This is a genomic window from Burkholderia sp. KBS0801 (assembly GCF_005937855.2).
GTDB lineage: Bacteria > Pseudomonadota > Gammaproteobacteria > Burkholderiales > Burkholderiaceae > Burkholderia > Burkholderia ambifaria.
Genome location: NZ_CP042178.1, coordinates 913,906 through 929,367, shown reverse-complemented (window position 1 = coordinate 929,367; position 15,462 = coordinate 913,906). Strand labels below are relative to the sequence as shown.

18 protein-coding genes are annotated in these 15,462 nt (G+C 66.0%); 12 read left to right on the top strand and 6 right to left on the bottom strand.

All coding sequences use genetic code 11. The features are described from left to right. Positions 1-81 precede the first annotated feature (81 nt). Entirely contained in the window at positions 82-492 is a 411-nt protein-coding gene (locus FFI87_RS21065) for a RidA family protein (RefSeq protein WP_012366448.1), read from the top strand. 32 nt (positions 493-524) lie between these two features. On the opposite strand, the gene FFI87_RS21060 is transcribed toward FFI87_RS21065, so the two are convergent. Further along, complete coding sequence (locus FFI87_RS21060; RefSeq protein ID WP_138849218.1) at positions 525-1,238, bottom strand: SDR family NAD(P)-dependent oxidoreductase; 714 nt, start codon at positions 1,236-1,238, stop codon at positions 525-527. A gap of 295 nt (positions 1,239-1,533) precedes the next feature. Here FFI87_RS21060 and FFI87_RS21055 point away from each other — a divergent pair, with 295 nt between their 5' ends. Beyond that, entirely contained in the window at positions 1,534-2,259 is a 726-nt protein-coding gene (locus tag FFI87_RS21055) for a dihydrodipicolinate reductase C-terminal domain-containing protein (RefSeq protein ID WP_138849220.1), read from the top strand. 90 nt (positions 2,260-2,349) lie between these two features. Here the strand turns inward: FFI87_RS21055 and FFI87_RS21050 are convergent, their stop codons facing one another. After that, positions 2,350-3,159: an SDR family oxidoreductase gene (locus FFI87_RS21050; protein ID WP_138849222.1), complete on the bottom strand. Its 810-nt coding sequence runs from the start codon at positions 3,157-3,159 to the stop codon at positions 2,350-2,352. Next, positions 3,156-3,989 carry a molybdenum cofactor biosynthesis F family protein gene (locus FFI87_RS21045; protein ID WP_138849224.1) on the bottom strand — a complete coding sequence of 278 codons (834 nt, stop codon included), beginning with the start codon at positions 3,987-3,989 and terminating at the stop codon, positions 3,156-3,158. Before FFI87_RS21045 ends, FFI87_RS21050 begins: the two co-directional genes overlap by 4 nt. A 170-nt stretch (positions 3,990-4,159) precedes the next feature. On the opposite strand from FFI87_RS21045, the gene FFI87_RS21040 reads away from it, so the two are divergent. From FFI87_RS21040 to FFI87_RS21030, 3 genes are all read left to right on the top strand, one after another. Beyond that, positions 4,160-4,954 (top strand): AraC family transcriptional regulator, encoded by a 795-nt coding sequence (locus FFI87_RS21040; RefSeq protein ID WP_138849227.1) that lies wholly within the window; start codon positions 4,160-4,162, stop codon positions 4,952-4,954. Positions 4,955-5,212: 258 nt separating this feature from the next. Then, positions 5,213-6,172, top strand: coding sequence for a DMT family transporter (locus FFI87_RS21035; RefSeq protein ID WP_138849229.1), 960 nt, complete (start codon positions 5,213-5,215; stop codon positions 6,170-6,172). Positions 6,173-6,297: 125 nt separating this feature from the next. Then, positions 6,298-6,870, top strand: coding sequence for a permease (locus FFI87_RS21030; RefSeq protein ID WP_138849231.1), 573 nt, complete (start codon positions 6,298-6,300; stop codon positions 6,868-6,870). A gap of 99 nt (positions 6,871-6,969) precedes the next feature. Here the strand turns inward: FFI87_RS21030 and FFI87_RS21025 are convergent, their stop codons facing one another. Then, positions 6,970-7,104, bottom strand: coding sequence for an entericidin A/B family lipoprotein (locus FFI87_RS21025; RefSeq protein WP_011659177.1), 135 nt, complete (start codon positions 7,102-7,104; stop codon positions 6,970-6,972). 235 nt (positions 7,105-7,339) lie between these two features. Between FFI87_RS21025 and FFI87_RS21020 the strand changes: the two genes are divergently transcribed. Next, the gene (locus FFI87_RS21020) at positions 7,340-8,635 is read left to right on the top strand and encodes an aspartate carbamoyltransferase (protein ID WP_012366456.1); all 1,296 of its coding nucleotides are present in this window, start codon (positions 7,340-7,342) and stop codon (positions 8,633-8,635) included. Between the two features lie 136 nt (positions 8,636-8,771). Here FFI87_RS21020 and FFI87_RS21015 read toward each other — a convergent pair whose 3' ends face one another. Then, positions 8,772-9,191, bottom strand: a complete 420-nt coding sequence (locus FFI87_RS21015; protein WP_012366457.1) for a type II toxin-antitoxin system VapC family toxin — start codon at positions 9,189-9,191, stop codon at positions 8,772-8,774. Beyond that, positions 9,188-9,427 carry a FitA-like ribbon-helix-helix domain-containing protein gene (locus FFI87_RS21010; protein WP_138850213.1) on the bottom strand — a complete coding sequence of 80 codons (240 nt, stop codon included), beginning with the start codon at positions 9,425-9,427 and terminating at the stop codon, positions 9,188-9,190. Before FFI87_RS21010 ends, FFI87_RS21015 begins: the two co-directional genes overlap by 4 nt. A 323-nt stretch (positions 9,428-9,750) precedes the next feature. Between FFI87_RS21010 and FFI87_RS21005 the strand changes: the two genes are divergently transcribed. The 6 genes from FFI87_RS21005 (at position 9,751) to FFI87_RS20980 (ending at position 15,248) form a co-directional block, all read left to right on the top strand. Then, complete coding sequence (locus FFI87_RS21005) at positions 9,751-11,994, top strand: TonB-dependent receptor (protein ID WP_138849233.1); 2,244 nt, start codon at positions 9,751-9,753, stop codon at positions 11,992-11,994. 3 nt (positions 11,995-11,997) lie between these two features. After that, a complete protein-coding gene (locus FFI87_RS21000) occupies positions 11,998-12,753 on the top strand; it encodes a tetratricopeptide repeat protein (RefSeq protein WP_138849235.1) in 756 nt (251 codons plus the stop codon). After that, positions 12,750-13,433, top strand: coding sequence for a Fe2+-dependent dioxygenase (locus FFI87_RS20995; RefSeq protein ID WP_138849237.1), 684 nt, complete (start codon positions 12,750-12,752; stop codon positions 13,431-13,433). Before FFI87_RS21000 ends, FFI87_RS20995 begins: the two co-directional genes overlap by 4 nt. Positions 13,434-13,667: 234 nt before the next feature. Then, a complete protein-coding gene (locus FFI87_RS20990; RefSeq protein WP_138849239.1) occupies positions 13,668-14,141 on the top strand; it encodes an AidA/PixA family protein in 474 nt (157 codons plus the stop codon). Positions 14,142-14,616: 475 nt separating this feature from the next. Continuing rightward, positions 14,617-14,856, top strand: coding sequence for a type II toxin-antitoxin system Phd/YefM family antitoxin (locus FFI87_RS20985; RefSeq protein WP_011659184.1), 240 nt, complete (start codon positions 14,617-14,619; stop codon positions 14,854-14,856). Continuing rightward, positions 14,853-15,248 (top strand): type II toxin-antitoxin system VapC family toxin, encoded by a 396-nt coding sequence (locus FFI87_RS20980; protein WP_138850214.1) that lies wholly within the window; start codon positions 14,853-14,855, stop codon positions 15,246-15,248. The genes FFI87_RS20985 and FFI87_RS20980 overlap by 4 nt, the downstream gene beginning before the upstream one ends. Positions 15,249-15,462: the final 214 nt, after the last annotated feature.

The following is a 15,462-nucleotide window of genomic DNA, read 5'->3' as shown; positions in this document are numbered from 1 at the left end:
GATGGACTGCGACATGCAGGCACCCCGCCCGCGCGGGGCCATGCGTTCGCGCGTCGACGACCGACCAACAGGAGCCGCGTCATGGCCGAAGCAGTGAATCCGCCGGAACTCTGGGCGCCGTTCGGCGCGTTCTCGATGGCCGTGGTCCAGGGCGACGGCCGGATCGTCCATCTGAAGGGACAGGTCGCACTCGATAAGGACGGACACGTCGTCGGTGCCGCCGACATGCGCGCGCAGGTCCGGCAAACGCTCGGCAACATTCGCGACGTGCTCGCCGCGATGGGCGGGCAGATGCAGGATGTGATCTCGCTGGTTCACTACGCGACCGATATCGACGCGTTCATGCAGGCCGGCGACATCCGCGAGACGTTCTTCGCCGAACCCTATCCGGTGACGACGACCGTCCAGGTCGAACGTCTCTACCGCCCCGAACTGCTGATCGAAATCGCGGCGATCGCGGAAATTCCGCGCGCGCGATTCCGCATGCGTTGATGTCGTGCCCGGGCGCGATAGCGCGCCACCCGCTACGCCACGCGCCCGCTCACCGGAATCGATGCGCCCGTGATCGCCTGCGCATCGGTCGACAGCAGAAACCCGATCGTCGCCGCGAGCTGTTCGGGCCGGACCCAGCGCGAGAAGTCCGCGTCGGGCATGTCCGCGCGGTTCGGCGGCGTGTCGATGATGCTCGGCAGCAGCGCGTTCACGGTCACGCCGCGATCGAGCAACTCCGCCGCCAATGCCTCGGTGAGCCGAGCGACGCCCGCCTTCGCCGCCGCATACGCGCCCATTCCCGCGCCGGCCTTGAACGCCGCGCCGGCCCCGATGTTGACGATTCGGCCGGCCGGACTCGCCACCAGATACGGCAGCGCGGCCTTCGACGCGTTCAGCGCCGTCTTCACGTTCAGTTCGTACATGCGGTCCCACGTGGCTGCATCGCCGTCGGCGATCGTCTGCCATGTGAACGCACCCGCGATGTTCAGCAGCGCGTCGACCCGGCCGAATTCGCGATTCACGGTGTCGAGCGCGCGCGCGGCCGCCGGCGGATCAACGAGGTCGACGCCGCCGATGCGCAGCGCATCGGCCGGCACGCCGGGCAACGCCTGCGCGTCCGGCGCCGCGCCCCGGCCGATCAGCGCGACGCGGGCGCCGCGTTGGCCGAGCCATGCGGCCGTGGCGACGCCGAGATGACCGAATCCGCCGGTGATCGCGACTGCCTTGCCTTTCAGGTCGTGTTCCATCGATGTGCTCTCCTTGGGTCCAGGGGTGTTTGATGATGCGTAGTTAGGGGGCAATGCCGGCCGCGACGCGGACGCGCCCGGCTGGCGTGTCGACAGCGTAGCGCCGTTCACGCATGCGTGGGGCACTACGACGCATGCGTGGATACCGGCCACGCCGGCACTGCATGCGTGCGCCGCGCTCGGGCGGCATAATGCCCGATCACGGTGCGCCGCGCGATGGATCATGATCGCGCCGGCCCGTTGAACAGCCTGCGCCGTTTCCGTATCGAAACCCGAACCTCAACCCGTCTATCCCATGCAAGTAATCGTCGTTGGCACCGGCAAGCTGGCAACCGAATTGCTCGGCTCGCACCGGCTCGATCCGTCAACCTGTCACGTGATGGCCTGGTCCGAACATGCGCGCACCGAGGTGCAACGTAGCGATGACGCCCGACGTAGCGACGCCCGACGTAGCGACGCCCGATCGATCGTCGTGCACGCCGGGTCTGGCCGCGAATTGCCCGCCGCGATCGCATTCTGCCAGGCAACCGGTTCGCCGCTCGTCGAGCTGTCCACCGGCTCCGACCTCGAAACCGGATCGTACGACTTCCCCATCGTGCTCTGTCCGAATACGAACATCCTGATGCTCAAGTTCATGAGCATGCTGGAAACCAGCGGCCACCTGTTTCGTGACTGCCGCATCAGCGTGACGGAGTCGCACCAGGCCAGCAAGGCATCCGTGCCCGGCACCGCCGTCGGCATCGGTCAATCGCTCGGCATTCCAGCGAATGAGATCCGCTCGGTACGCGACCCGAACGAGCAGCGCGACGCATTGCAGATCCCCGACGATCAGCTCGGCCGCCATGCGTTCCACCGGATTCGCATCGAGGATGACGCGTGCACCCTGCAGTTCGAATCCCGCGTGTACGGCGCGGCGCCTTACGCCGACGGCGTGTCGCGGATCGTCGAGGCCGTCCGGCAGCACGCGCTCGAACCTCGCCGGTATTCGATCGTCGAGTTCATTCACAACGGCTGGCTGTAAACGCAGCACACGCGACGATGTGCAGGCCGACCGTCGCCGCGCCTGCCGGCCCGCGCGACGGCCGCAATCGCGCCATCGTCGACGCTCGCGTTACGCGTCCCCCAGTACGACCCCGCTCTCGGGCAACGTCGCGCCGCCATCGACGACGATCGTCTGCCCGGTGATGTACGCCGCGTCGGCCGACGCGAGAAACAGCATCGCGTTCGCGATGTCCTCCGGCTCGCCCATCCGCGCAAGCGGAATGTCGCGCGCGATCTGCGCGGCGACTGACGCATCGCCGAGATTGCCGGCCGCCGGCGTGCGGATCATCCCTGGCTCGACGCCGTTGACCGTCACGTTGCGGCGCGCGAGCTCGAGCGCCGCCGCGCGGATGAAGCCGTTCACGCCGGCCTTCGACGCCGCGTAGTGCGCGAGCCCCGGATAGACGACGCGTGGCCCCGTCACCGACGACGTGACGAGCAGCCGCCCCGCCCCCGCGCGCTCGAATGCCGGCAGCGCGGCCTGCGCGAGCCAGAACAGCGCCGACAGGTTGACAGACAGCGTCCGCGCGAGCGTCGGCTCGTCGATCTGCGCAAACGGCGTCCGTGGAAAATACGCGGCGTTGTGGACGACGACGTCGAGCCGGCCGCCATCGCGTTCGACCGCCGCGACGAGTGCGCAGAGTTCATCGCGACTCGCGGCGTCGACGCGATACGCGCGCGCCTTGCCGCCCGCGCAGACGAGCGCGTCCGCCTGCGCGGCAGCCGCATCGACATTGAGATCGGCGAGCGCGACGAACGCACCGGATTGCGCGAAACGACGCGCGATCGCGGCACCGATCCCCTGCGCGGCGCCCGTGACTAGCACGACGCGTCCGCTGAAATCAGCACGCAGGCGGCCGCTGCCCGGCACGGCGTTCATCGCTGCGCCTCGCCGCCGAGCGGATGCACGGTTTCGTTCAGAACCTGCGCATGCGCGCCGATCGGGAAGTTCGACAGCGTGCCGAAATCGCCGCCCTGATAGCCGAAGATCTTGCCGTCGGTCTTGCGTTGCGCGAGGTCGATCAGCACGACGCCGAGCGTCGGCACCACCTTCTCGCGCCACACGAACAGATACAGCTCATCGGCGATCCTGAAGTAATGGCAGCGGTCCACGTCGGCGAGCCCGCCTTCGACGCCTTGCAGGCATTGCCATGCGTAGAAGTTTTCGTTCAGGTAGATGTGCTCGTAGCATTCGGTCGGGCTGTAGCGATACATCGTCCGCTTGCCGATCAGTTCGCGCGTGGGGCCGTGCAGCGGGCCCGGCTGCGCGTGGCCGCCGAGCGTGCCGTGCCGGAACGCCGCGTCGACGCCCGTCAGCGGCAGCCCGCGGGCGACCCGCGTGAACGCGTCGATATGCGTGTCGGCCTCGGTCGGCAGCGTGCCGATCACCGACGTCCACACGCCGTTGCCGACGTCGATCACGAGGCTGACCGACGTCGCGCGTGCTGCCGGATCGATGTAGTCGACGAAGTACAGCGCGTCGCGCAACCGCGTCACGCGGCACGGTGCGCGGCCGCCCGTATCGGTCGCCGCGTGGCGCCACTGAAGCGCACCCGCCTCGAACGTATAGACGCGCCATGCACCGGCTGCGTCGCCGAGGGCCAGCGAGCGCCCGGCGAGTGCGTTCACGGGTGCGAGGACGTGTGCATCCGGCGCGAAACCGTCCGCGAGCGCGCCAACCTGAATGAATACCGGATCCTGTCGTTCCACCTGCTGTCTCCCGCGCAGCTTCAGGCCCGGCGGGCCATGTACGCTGCTGATGTGCACATGGTGCGGGCTGCGCGCGCCGCGCGGTATCGGCCAAAAGGATGAAGGGCGCGCGGCGCCGGAACGCGCTAGAGTGCACGTGATCCGCACCGCTGCCGGCGCAAGGAGCGCACATGCATCGCATCACCCATTACCGACGGACCGACGAAGGAATCGAGGCGATCAGCCTCGAGTCCGATCGCGCGTTTCCGCGGCACGCGCATGACGAATTCGGGGTCGGCGTGATCGTCAGCGGCGCGCACCGGTCGTGGAGCGGCCGCGGGCACGTCGACGCGCTGGCCGGCGACGCGATCATGGTCAATCCGGGCGAAATGCACGACGGGATGCCGATCGATGCGGGCACGGGCCGGCGCTGGCGGATGCTGTACCTTGCGCCCGCGCTGGTCGCGGGCGTCGCGACGGAAGAAGGCCTCGAGGGCGTCGAGCTCACGCATCCGGCCGTGCGCGACGCACGGCTCGCCGCCGCCTTCGGCCGGTTGCATGCGCGGATCGTCGCGGGGGAAACACTGCCGCTCGCCCGCGACGAGGCCCTCGTGACGCTCGTCGCCGGGCTGCTCGCGCGGCATTCGAACCGCGCGCTGCCGGCCGCCGGCGTCGCGCCGGCGATCCGCATGGCCCGCGAGCGACTCGATGGGGCGCCCGCCGCACCCGTTTTGCTTGCCGAACTGGCCAGCCTGAGCGGCGTGAGCCGCTTCCAGCTGCTGCGCGGGTTCGCGCGCGAGCTCGGCATCACGCCGCACGCGTATCTGCTGCAATCGCGCACGCGACTGGCTCGTGCGCTGCTTGCAAGCGGCCGGCCGATCGCGGATGCCGCGGCCGAAGCCGGGTTCGCCGACCAGAGCCACCTGACGCGCGCATTCGCGCGCCAGTTCGGCATCACGCCGGGACGATTCATGCAGGCCGGCTGACGGGCTTGCTTGTCCCTACGGAACGGTTACGGGGCGATGCTGGCTGCGGCACCGCGCGGCGCGGCGCGGCGCGACACGGCACGACGCGGCGCGGATCGCTCCCATTCTGCAGCATTCCGCAGCGGCAGCGCCCGATGCCTGCGTGACCGCCCACCCCGCGACCGTGGACGCAGCACCCCACCCCGCGCCCTCCCCCTCGCCGGCCTCGCTGCAATTTCGTTCAAGACGCTCGCGCCACCGCACGGCACGATGCGGCGCATGAAGACACGACTGATCGGCTATCTCTATCTCGGCGCCGCGATGGCGGGCGTCGGCAGCACCGTCGTCGCGAGCCGTCTCGCGGCCGGCGGCCTGCCGCCGTTCGCGGCCACCGCGCTGCGCTTCCTGATCGCAACGCCGCTGCTGTACGCGCTGATGCGGGCGCAGCGGATGCGATGGCCGCGTATCCGCGCACGCGACGCTGCCCTGCTGGTCGTCCAGGCCGCGGCGGGCGGGGTTGGCTATACCGTGTTGCTGATCAGCGGCACGAAGCTGTCGTCGCCGATCGATGCCGGCGTGATGCTCGGCACGTTGCCGGCGATGTCGACGCTGATCGCGGCACTTGTGCTGCGCGAGCGGCAGACGCCGCGCGACTGGGGCGCGGCCGTGCTCGCCACCGCCGGCGTGCTGTTCGTCACGTTCGCGCCCGGCCAGGCCCTTCCGTCGCTGCGGACGCTCGCCGGCGACGCGCTGGTGCTGGCCGCCGTCGCATGCGAAGCCGTGTTCATCCTGCTCAACCGGCGACTGTCGACGCCGTTGCCGCCGCTCGCGCTGTCGACGGCGATGTCGGGCCTCGGCTTCATGCTCGCGCTGGTACCGGCCGCGTTCGAATGGCACGCGCTGGCGACTGGCTGGACAGCCGGCGCGGTATCGGCGATCGTGTACTACGCGCTGGTCCCGACCGTGCTCGGCTATCTCTGCTGGTATGCGGGCTCGGCCCGCACGAGCGGCACCGAAGCCGCGCTGTTCACGGCGGTCGCGCCGGTCTCTGCCGTGCTGTTCGCCGTCGCGATGTTCGGCGAGACGCTCGGCGGCACGCGGCTGTTCGGCATCGCGCTCGTCGTCACGGGGATGCTGGTGGGCGCGACGCGGCGACGTGAACCGCCACCACGCGAAACGGACACACGGCCGACGTTGCCGACGGGGCCGGCGGCATCCACGTCGACCGCCAGCGATTGATCCGCCCGAGCGACGACTGTAGGAATGTGTCCGCGCGCGGCAAAACCGTTGCGCACCGTCGCGCAAGATGCAATATTCGCGGGGCCGTGCCATTTGACAACCACCGAACAATAATTCGCATCGCCATGAACAAGAAGGAAGCCAGAACGAGAATCGCGGCGCTGCTGTCCGCGGGCGCAAGAAAGGCCGACGTGCTGGCCGAGCTGGCCGGACAGGGCCTCAAGGATCAAGTACTCGCGCGCTTGATCGCGTCGCGGCCCGACCCCGAGCTGTGCAGAAAGAACAAGGTGCACACCTGGATCCTGATCGGGCTCGGCATCGCGCAGTTGCTGATCAGCCTCGCACTCGGCTATCTCATCGCGGCCGCCGCCAGCGATTCCGGCAGCACCGGCATGCTCGGCAACGGCCTTGCGGTGCTGTTCCTCGCGCTGACCGTGCCGCTGTCGCTGCTGTTCATCTGGGGCTTCGCGACCCATCGCGTGGGCGCATATCACGCGTTCATCGCTCTTTCGCTGCTGCAACTGCCGAAGACCATCGCCGATCTCGCACACGATCCGTCGTCGGCGCTGCCGAGCCTCGGGGTGACGGTCATCCTGCTGGGCTACGTCTGGTTCGTCCGCAACCGGATGTTCCCCGACTTCGGCTGGTTCACGCCCCGCAAGGTCGACGGCCGTTACGCATTCGTTGAAAGCGCCTGACGCCGCGTCCGCCCGCATCGCAAACCATGAAAAAAGGCGCCGGGCCGCCCCGCAATCGCAGGACGGCCCGGCGCCTTCTGCATTCCGGAACCCGGTGGCTTACTTCGCCTTTTCAGCCGAGTCGCTGATCGCCTGGCCACCCTTCGAAATGTCCTGCCCCACGCCCGCAACGGTATTGCAACCGGCAAGCGCGGCAGTCACCACCAGCAGCACTGCAGCAATCGTACGCGTCATTCTCATTCTCCTTCGAATCAACAAGCCCGACCGGGCGAATCGTATGCGGCATGGCGCCCTGCACCGCGCAGGACACGGGGCCTGACCTGATTATACGGAGACGGCCGCCGCACGCCAGTAGCCGCTCCAGCCGCTGTCATGCGGGCCACACAGCGGTAGCGCGCAGATTTTCCTTGACTTCGCCCGCTCGCAAACTAATATACGCACCGCGTACATTTTCCATCAGGTGCTGCCGATGACCGTTCCCCAGCAAGCCTTCCTGCGCGACGCGATGCGCCGCCTCAACATGACCCGCGAAGCGTTCGCGAATCGCATCGGCGTAAGCCGTCGCGCGCTCGATACGTGGCTATTGCCCGATGACTCGCAGGAATCGCGCGGAATGCCCGAGATCGTCGAGCGCTTCGTGTCGGAAATCGTCGAACGCTCGGCCCCGGACGGCGGCGACTATACGCAAAGCGTAGATAAACAAGGACTCTCGAGGCAATTCCTGTTCGAAGGCAAGCCGCAGCTGATCTCGGTGGACCAGTTCTCGCGGGATTCGGTCGAGGCGCTGTTCCGTGTGGCCGACGTGATGCAGCCGATCGCGCGCCGCCACAAGATTTCGCGCGTGCTCGAAGGCGCCGTGCTCGGCAACCTGTTCTTCGAAGCCAGCACGCGCACCCGCGTGTCGTTCGGCGCGGCCTTCTGCCGGCTCGGCGGCTCGGTATGCGACACGACCGGCTTCACGTTCTCGTCGATGGCCAAGGGCGAATCGATCTACGACACGAGCCGCGTGATGGCCGGCTATGTCGACGCGCTCGTGATCCGCCACCCGGAGAAAGGCTCGGTTGCCGAATTCGCCCGCGCGACCAACCTGCCGGTGATCAACGGCGGCGACGGCCCGGGCGAACACCCGAGCCAGGCGCTGCTCGACCTCTATACGATCCAGCGCGAATTCTCGCGACTTGGCAAGATCGTCGACGGCGCGCACATCGCGCTCGTCGGTGACCTGAAATACGGTCGCACCGTGCATTCGCTCGTCAAGCTGCTCGCGCTGTACCGCGGGCTGAAGTTCACGCTCGTATCGCCGCCGACGCTCGAAATGCCCGCGTACATCATCGAGCAGATCGCGACGAACGGCCACGCGATCGAGCAGACCAACGACCTCGCGGCCGGGCTGCGCGGCGCGGATGTCGTCTACGCGACGCGGATCCAGAAGGAGCGCTTCACTGACGAGTCGTTCGAAGGCTACACGCCGGATTTCCAGATCAACCAGGCACTCGTCGATTCCGTCTGCAAACCCGACACGCTGATCATGCACCCGCTGCCGCGCGACAGCCGGCCCGGCGCGAACGACCTGTCGGTCGACCTGAACCGCGACCCGCGTCTCGCGATTTTCCGGCAGACCGACAACGGCATTCCGGTGCGGATGGCGATCTTCGCGGTGCTGCTCGGCGTCGAGAATCTCGTCCAGCACTCGATGCGCGACGCGACATGGCGCCCGCCGGCGTACCTCGGGCCGGAGGATGCGGTGTTTCACGGGATCGATTGAACCGCATCCGGTGCCGCGCGGCCGCCCTTGATTGCTTCAGTTCAGGGGCCGCGCGCCGACATGACGCACGACGCGCCGCCTCGCACGGCGCGTTTTCATTTTCGGCGCGGGAAACGCGGAAGCGGCCGGCACCGCGTTACCGGGCCCACGGGTCGATCACGCGCAAGCCCGCCGCTTCGAACGGCGCGACGTCACGCGTCGCCACGATCAACCCGTTCGCCGCGGCCGTTGCAGCGATAAATCCATCGGCAGACGCCATCGCGTTGCCGGTGGCACGAGCCTTCGCACAAAGGCTCGCATAGGCTTTACTGGCCGCATCGTCGAACGGCAGGATCCGACCGCGAAACAGCGGCACGACGCGCTGCTCGATGCTTTGGTGCAGCCAGTCCCGCCTTCTCCCTTCCGGCAACGCGGCCACGCCGAAACGCATTTCCGCGAGACTGATCGCGGCAAGAAACAGCGTCTCGACATTCTGCGCATCGAGCCATTCGATCACGGCCGCACTCGGCTCGCGCCGCAGCGGCTCGGAAATAACGTTGGTATCGACGAGGATCATTCGAAGCTCATCGGATCGGTTGGCGAGCTCACATGCGGAATCTCGAAATCGATACCACCCGCCTCCCGCCCGATATCAGCCAGCAGCGTCCCCAGCTTCGCCCGGCCGGTGGGCCGAACGGCTTCCTCGAGGATGGCGCGCACCTCCGCTTCGGTGCTCCGACCATGTTGCGCCGCACGGATGCGAAGCGCGCGATGCACCTCGTCGGGCAAATTTCGAACGGTAATAACCGGCATGATGCACCCCGCCACAATTGCTTTCAATGCATTCATATTATCACCTTGCTGTCACGATGGACGAACGAAAAAATGCAACCACTGTAGCCCGGTCGACATGCCCTGCACATTCGGCCATTCGGCCATCTTCCCCGCCCAGCAAGCCCTGCCGGCCTCCGTGACATTCGTCAACGTTCTTCCGACAAATGCGAACAAGAACGCTTCTCATTAACTAAAAAATTACATAGAATGCCCGGCTGAAAACAAATCGTAATAATTCCGGGCGGCATGCACGTTTGCGTAACGCGCCGTTCCCGGGCCACACCGCGAGGTCGAAGCGCACCATGAAGTCCCGTCCTGACGAGCTGAAGCTCGGCAAATTCACCACCCTGTGCAGCGTGCTCGCCGCGAGCCCCGCGTTCGCCGACGGCACGCCGTCGCCCGCTCCGGTCAGCACCGAAGGCCATCTCGCGCCGATCGAGATCCAGGGCAAGACCGAGCACAGCTACAAGGCCGACTTTTCCGCCTCCGCGAAATTCACCGCGCCGCTCGTCGACACGCCGAAGTCGGTGACCGTGATCCCGCAGGAACTGATCCAGAACAGCGGTGCGGCGACGCTGACCGAAGCGCTGCGCACCGTGCCCGGCATCACGTTCGGCGCGGGCGAAGGCGGCAACCCGCTCGGCGATCGTCCGTTCATCCGCGGCTACGACTCGCAAGGCAGCATGTTCGTCGACGGGATGCGCGACACGGGCGCGACCACCCGCGAGATCTTCAACACCGAGCGCGTCGAGATCACCAAGGGTTCCGACGGCGCGTACGGCGGCCGCGGCGGCGCGGGCGGCAGCATCAACCTGATCACCAAGGCTCCGCACCTCGGCACGACGGCCGCCGCGAGCGCGGGCCTCGGCACCGACCGCTATCGCCGCTTCACGGCCGACGGCAACTGGCAGTTCGCCGATCACGCCGCGTTCCGCCTGAACCTGATGAGCCACAACAACGACGTCGCCGGCCGCGACGTCGTCAACAACGAGCGCTGGGGCGTCGCGCCGTCGATCGCGTTCGGTCTCGGCACGCCGACGCGCGTGACCGCGAGCTACTACCACCTGTCGACCGACGACATGCCCGACGGCGGCATTCCGTACTTCTACACGACGTCGAACAAGCCCGCGAACGTCGACTCGATCTATCCGGCGCCCGTCGATCGCCACAACTTCTACGGCCTGATCGACCGCGACTTCCGCAAGACCACGTCCGACATCAGCACGATCCGGATCGAGCACGACATCACGCCGGGGCTGACGGTGCGCAACACCACGCGCTATACGGAATCGACGCAGGACTACATCTGGACGCAGCCCGACGACAGCCAGGGCAACGTGGTGAACGGCAAGGTCTGGCGCCGCAACAACAACCGCGACAGCTCGATCAACAGCCTCGCGAACCTGACCGAATTGTTCGGCGAATTCCGTACCGGCCCGTTCAAGCACAGTTTCACGACCGGCATCGAACTGTCGCGCGAATGGGGCAAGCGCGATTCGTACAAGGTGGCGACCGACACCGGCAAGATCTGCCAGAAGGGCATCGGCGCCGCATCGGGCTACAACTGCACGAGCCTGTGGTCGCCGAACCCGAGCGATCCGTGGGCCGGCTCGGTCACGCGCAACAACGATTACGCGCATGCGCGCACCACGACGAAGTCGATCTACGGCTTCGACACGATCGAGATCACGCCGCGCTGGCAAGTGAACGCCGGCATGCGCGTCGACGACTACTCGACCCGCTTCACCGACACCAAGGCCAACGGCGGCAAGACCTACACGCGCGACGACACGCTCTTCAACTGGCAGGCCGGCCTCGTGTTCAAGCCCGCGCAAAACGGCAGCATCTACGCGTCGTATGCGACGTCGTCGACGCCGGCCGGCATGCTGCTCGGCGAAGGCAGCGAAACGCAGTCGCTCACGCCGGGCCGCGGCGGCGTCGGGCCGAACGCCGACCAGATGGCGCCGGAAAAGAACCGCAGCATCGAGCTCGGCACGAAATGGAACGTGCTGAACGACCAGCTCGCGCTCACCGCCGCGCTGTTCCAGATCGATACGACGAATGCGCGCGTGACGCTGCCGAACAACCAGTACGCGATGGTCGGCAACAAGCGCGTGCAGGGTCTCGAGCTTGGCGTCGCCGGCCAGATCACGAAGCAATGGCAGGTGTTCGGCGGCTACACGTACATGAAGAGCGAGCTGCGCGACAACGGCAAGGACGCCGCGAACAACGGCCACCGCTTCCCGAACACGCCGAAGCACAGCCTGACGATGTGGTCGAACTACGACGTGACGCCGAAGTTCACCGTCGGCGGCGGCGCGTTCTACATGTCGGAAGTGTTCGGCGATCCGGCGAACTTGCGGGCGGTGCCGTCGTACTGGCGCTTCGACGCGATGGCGCAGTACCGGATCAACAAGAAGCTCGACCTGCAGTTGAACGTGAACAACCTGTTCAACCGCACGTACTTCGATCAGGCGTATCCGGCGCACTACGCGTCGATTGCGCCGGGCCGCTCGGCGTTCATCACGCTGAATGCGCGCTACTGATCGATGGAAGTCGTCTCGCTGAAGGCGCTCGCGTCGGTGTCGCCGCGCGCGTTCGCCGACATCCTGGCCGGGCCGCCCGAGCGCGCCGCCGCGTGGGTCGCGGCGGCGGCCGATCATGGGATCGTCGACGCGCAGGCCGTCTACGGGCAGTATCTGCTCGATGGACACGGCGTCGCGCGCGATCCGGCCGCCGCGTTCGGCTGGTTCGGGCATGCGGCGCGGGCCGGCCATCCGATGGCGATGAACATGCTCGGGCGCTGCTACGAGTTCGGCTGGGGCACGGCCGCGTGCGCGCCGGTGGCCGTGTACTGGTACCGGCTCGCCGCGCAGGCTGGCCTCGACTGGGGCATGTACAACTACGCGACGGCGCTCGCGCTCGGCAACGGCGTCGACGAGAACCGCGCCGACGCGCTCGACTGGTTTCGCCGCGCGGCCGCGCTTGGACACGCGAAGTCGATCAACCTGATCGGCGGATTCTACGAGGACGGCTGGGTCGTGCCCGCCGATGTCGACACCGCGTTCGATCACTATCGCCGCGCCGCCGAGGCCGGCGACTTCCGCGGCCAGTTCAACTATGCGCGGCTGCTCGTCGAGCGCGGGCGCATCGACGAAGCACTCGTCTGGCTCGCGCGCGTGCCGGCCACCGCTACGCCGGCGTTCGTCGCGAAGATGCGTGCGTATCTTGCGTCGTCGCCGCTCGCTGCGTTGCGCGCGGCGGCGCTACGGCTGCCGTCTCACGGCATGGAATTCGAATCATGATGCTTCATATCCCCGGCGTGCTGACCAACGCGCAGGTCGCGCAATGCCGCGAGCTGCTCGATGCTGCCGATTGGGTCGACGGCAATGCGACGTCCGGCTCGCAGTCGGCGCTCGCGAAACGCAATCGGCAGTTGCCGGAAGGATCGCCCGTCGCGCGCGCGGTCGGCGACGCGATCCAGGATGCGCTGGCGCGTCATGCGCTGTTCTTTTCGGCAGCGCTGCCATTGAAGGTGTTTCCGCCGCTCTTCAATCGCTATGCAGGCGGCGAGACGTTCGGCACGCACGTGGACAACGCGATCCGGCTGCTGCGCGGCACGGATTTCCGCGTGCGCAGCGATCTGTCGGCGACACTGTTTCTCGCGGAGCCCGATGCGTACGACGGCGGCGAGCTGTGCGTGGAAGATACGTACGGCGTGCATCGCGCGAAGCTGCCGGCCGGCGATCTCGTGCTGTATCCGGCGTCGAGCCTGCATCACGTGACGCCCGTTACCCGTGGCGAACGCGTTGCGTCGTTCTTCTGGATTCAGAGCATGGTGCGCGACGATGGGGACCGCACGCTGCTGTTTCAGCTCGATACGCAGATTCAGGCGCTGTCGGCGGAAAAAGGCGCGAAGGATCCGATGGTCATTTCATTGACGGGGATTTATCACAACCTGTTGAGGAAGTGGGCGGATGCGTAGGGTGGCTTTTCGGTAGAAATTAATGCGCGTGCACGCGAGTAGCCCCCGAGCGTTGGCAGCGTAATCGATTACATATCTGAAGTTACAAAATCGAGATAGCACGCCCTCCGAATCTGAGCTATGTTCTTATGGTATGACTATTAAATATCAAGAACTAGCGCCAGTCAGGGGAAATTGCATGACGCCGAAATCCTGCCTGGCAATTTCAGCGCATCCCTTTTTATGGAGACGATTATGCATACGGACGTGATCGACGTTTTGGTGGCAATCGATACGGAGTCAATCGCAAACTCGGTTGGATTCAACAATAGCGCTTCCAATCCTTCTACCGTGGATCCCTCGCATGTTTCCATTGCCGGAAGTGGCCAGAGTGCCAAGGATAACAACCTTTTATTCAACTTAATGGATCCGGTCTATTGGCGGGCCTCTGCGATGGGGCTTGGTGACCCATGTGAAATTTATGATTTCGTCGGCACCGGCGAAGTAATCACGCAGCCACGATTAGAGTCGCTTAACGGAACAACTCTCACCCCAAACCCAGATAACCCGAGTGAGCCAACCGTGAATAACAATGTAAAAATGTGGCGCTGGCAATCCACCGCGGCCAATAAGGGACAAGTCACATGCGGGATTCGCTTCGTAATAGTTGGGCGCGAAGGCCGACAGACCGGTTACTACCAGTGCAATATATCAATCACGACGAGTTGACGGACTACAGTTCATTCCGTGGCGCTCATTCTTCACCGCGGAGAGGGAGCGCCACTCATTGCGATCCATTCACTAATTCGTTCCAACTTGCCTGAACAATCGCGCGAAGTTCCGCCATTTCCGCTATCGCACGTCGGCTTCGGGTGAGCATCGCGATAGCGGCGTCAGAATTCCTGGCGTTCGCCATGATTCACCGTATCCAGGTCGGCCAGCGCCTTGTTCTGACGGGCTCTGCTTGCCACGTCGAGCGCGTCCCGATCGCGCCGCATCTCCGAGAACCGTGCGCATGCAACCGGGACAATCATGCATTGCGTTGCCGCTCGCACGACCGACCGCTTGCGGCATCACCCGTCGGCGATCTCCGGTAAGGCCGTGCCATCACGAAAAACGTCGGCCGAGACCGTCCCGCTCGTCGCTTGCATCATGTCCCCACGCCGATCTAAAATGACCATCGTCAAATGACCATGCTCATATCATGATGCCCCACGCTCCCGTATCGAAATCCGAATTCAAGGCTCGCGCACTCGAATACTTCCGGCTCGTCGAGGCGTCGGGCGAAAGCCTCATCGTCACCGACCACGGCAAGCCGACGCTGGAAATCCGGCCGTACCACGCGCGCGAAGCCCAGCCATTGGACATATTGCGCGGCTCGGTCATGCGCTACGACAATCCTCTCGATCCGATTGCGGAAGATGATTGGGAGGCGTCGCGGTGATCGTGCTGGATACGCATGCATTGGTGTGGTGGGTGGCGGGCGATCCGTCGCTCAGCAAGAAGGCCCGCAGCGCGATCGATCGCGCGCGCGGCGAAGGTGCGCTCGCCGCGTCCGCGATCTCCGCATGGGAAATCGCGATGCTGGTGCGCAACGAACGCCTCGTGCTGACGATGGACGTCGATGCGTGGCTCGCGACGGTCGCGCAAATCGACGGCATGCGCTTCGTGCCCGTCGATGCCGACATCGCCGCGAAGTCCACCGCCCTGCCCGGCACGTTCCATAAGGATCCGGCCGATCGCATGATCGTCGCCACCGCGCGGCGGCTCGGCGCGCCGCTCGTCACCCGTGACGAAAAGATTCGGGCGTATGCCCATGTGAAGACGCTTTGGTGATCGTCATCGACGCATCGACCGAATCACGACACCGACAAAGCCGGATGCCAGTCGACGCGCGATTCGTCTGACCTAACCGAGCGCGACGGTCGATACCGTCAATTACCGAGCAACGCGCCATCCCATACCGGTTTCACGCATTACCCGCCCGAAAGGACGTGTTGGCAACCTGCAACCGCCGCACGACGATCGCGCGAAACCGTCAACGACCCAG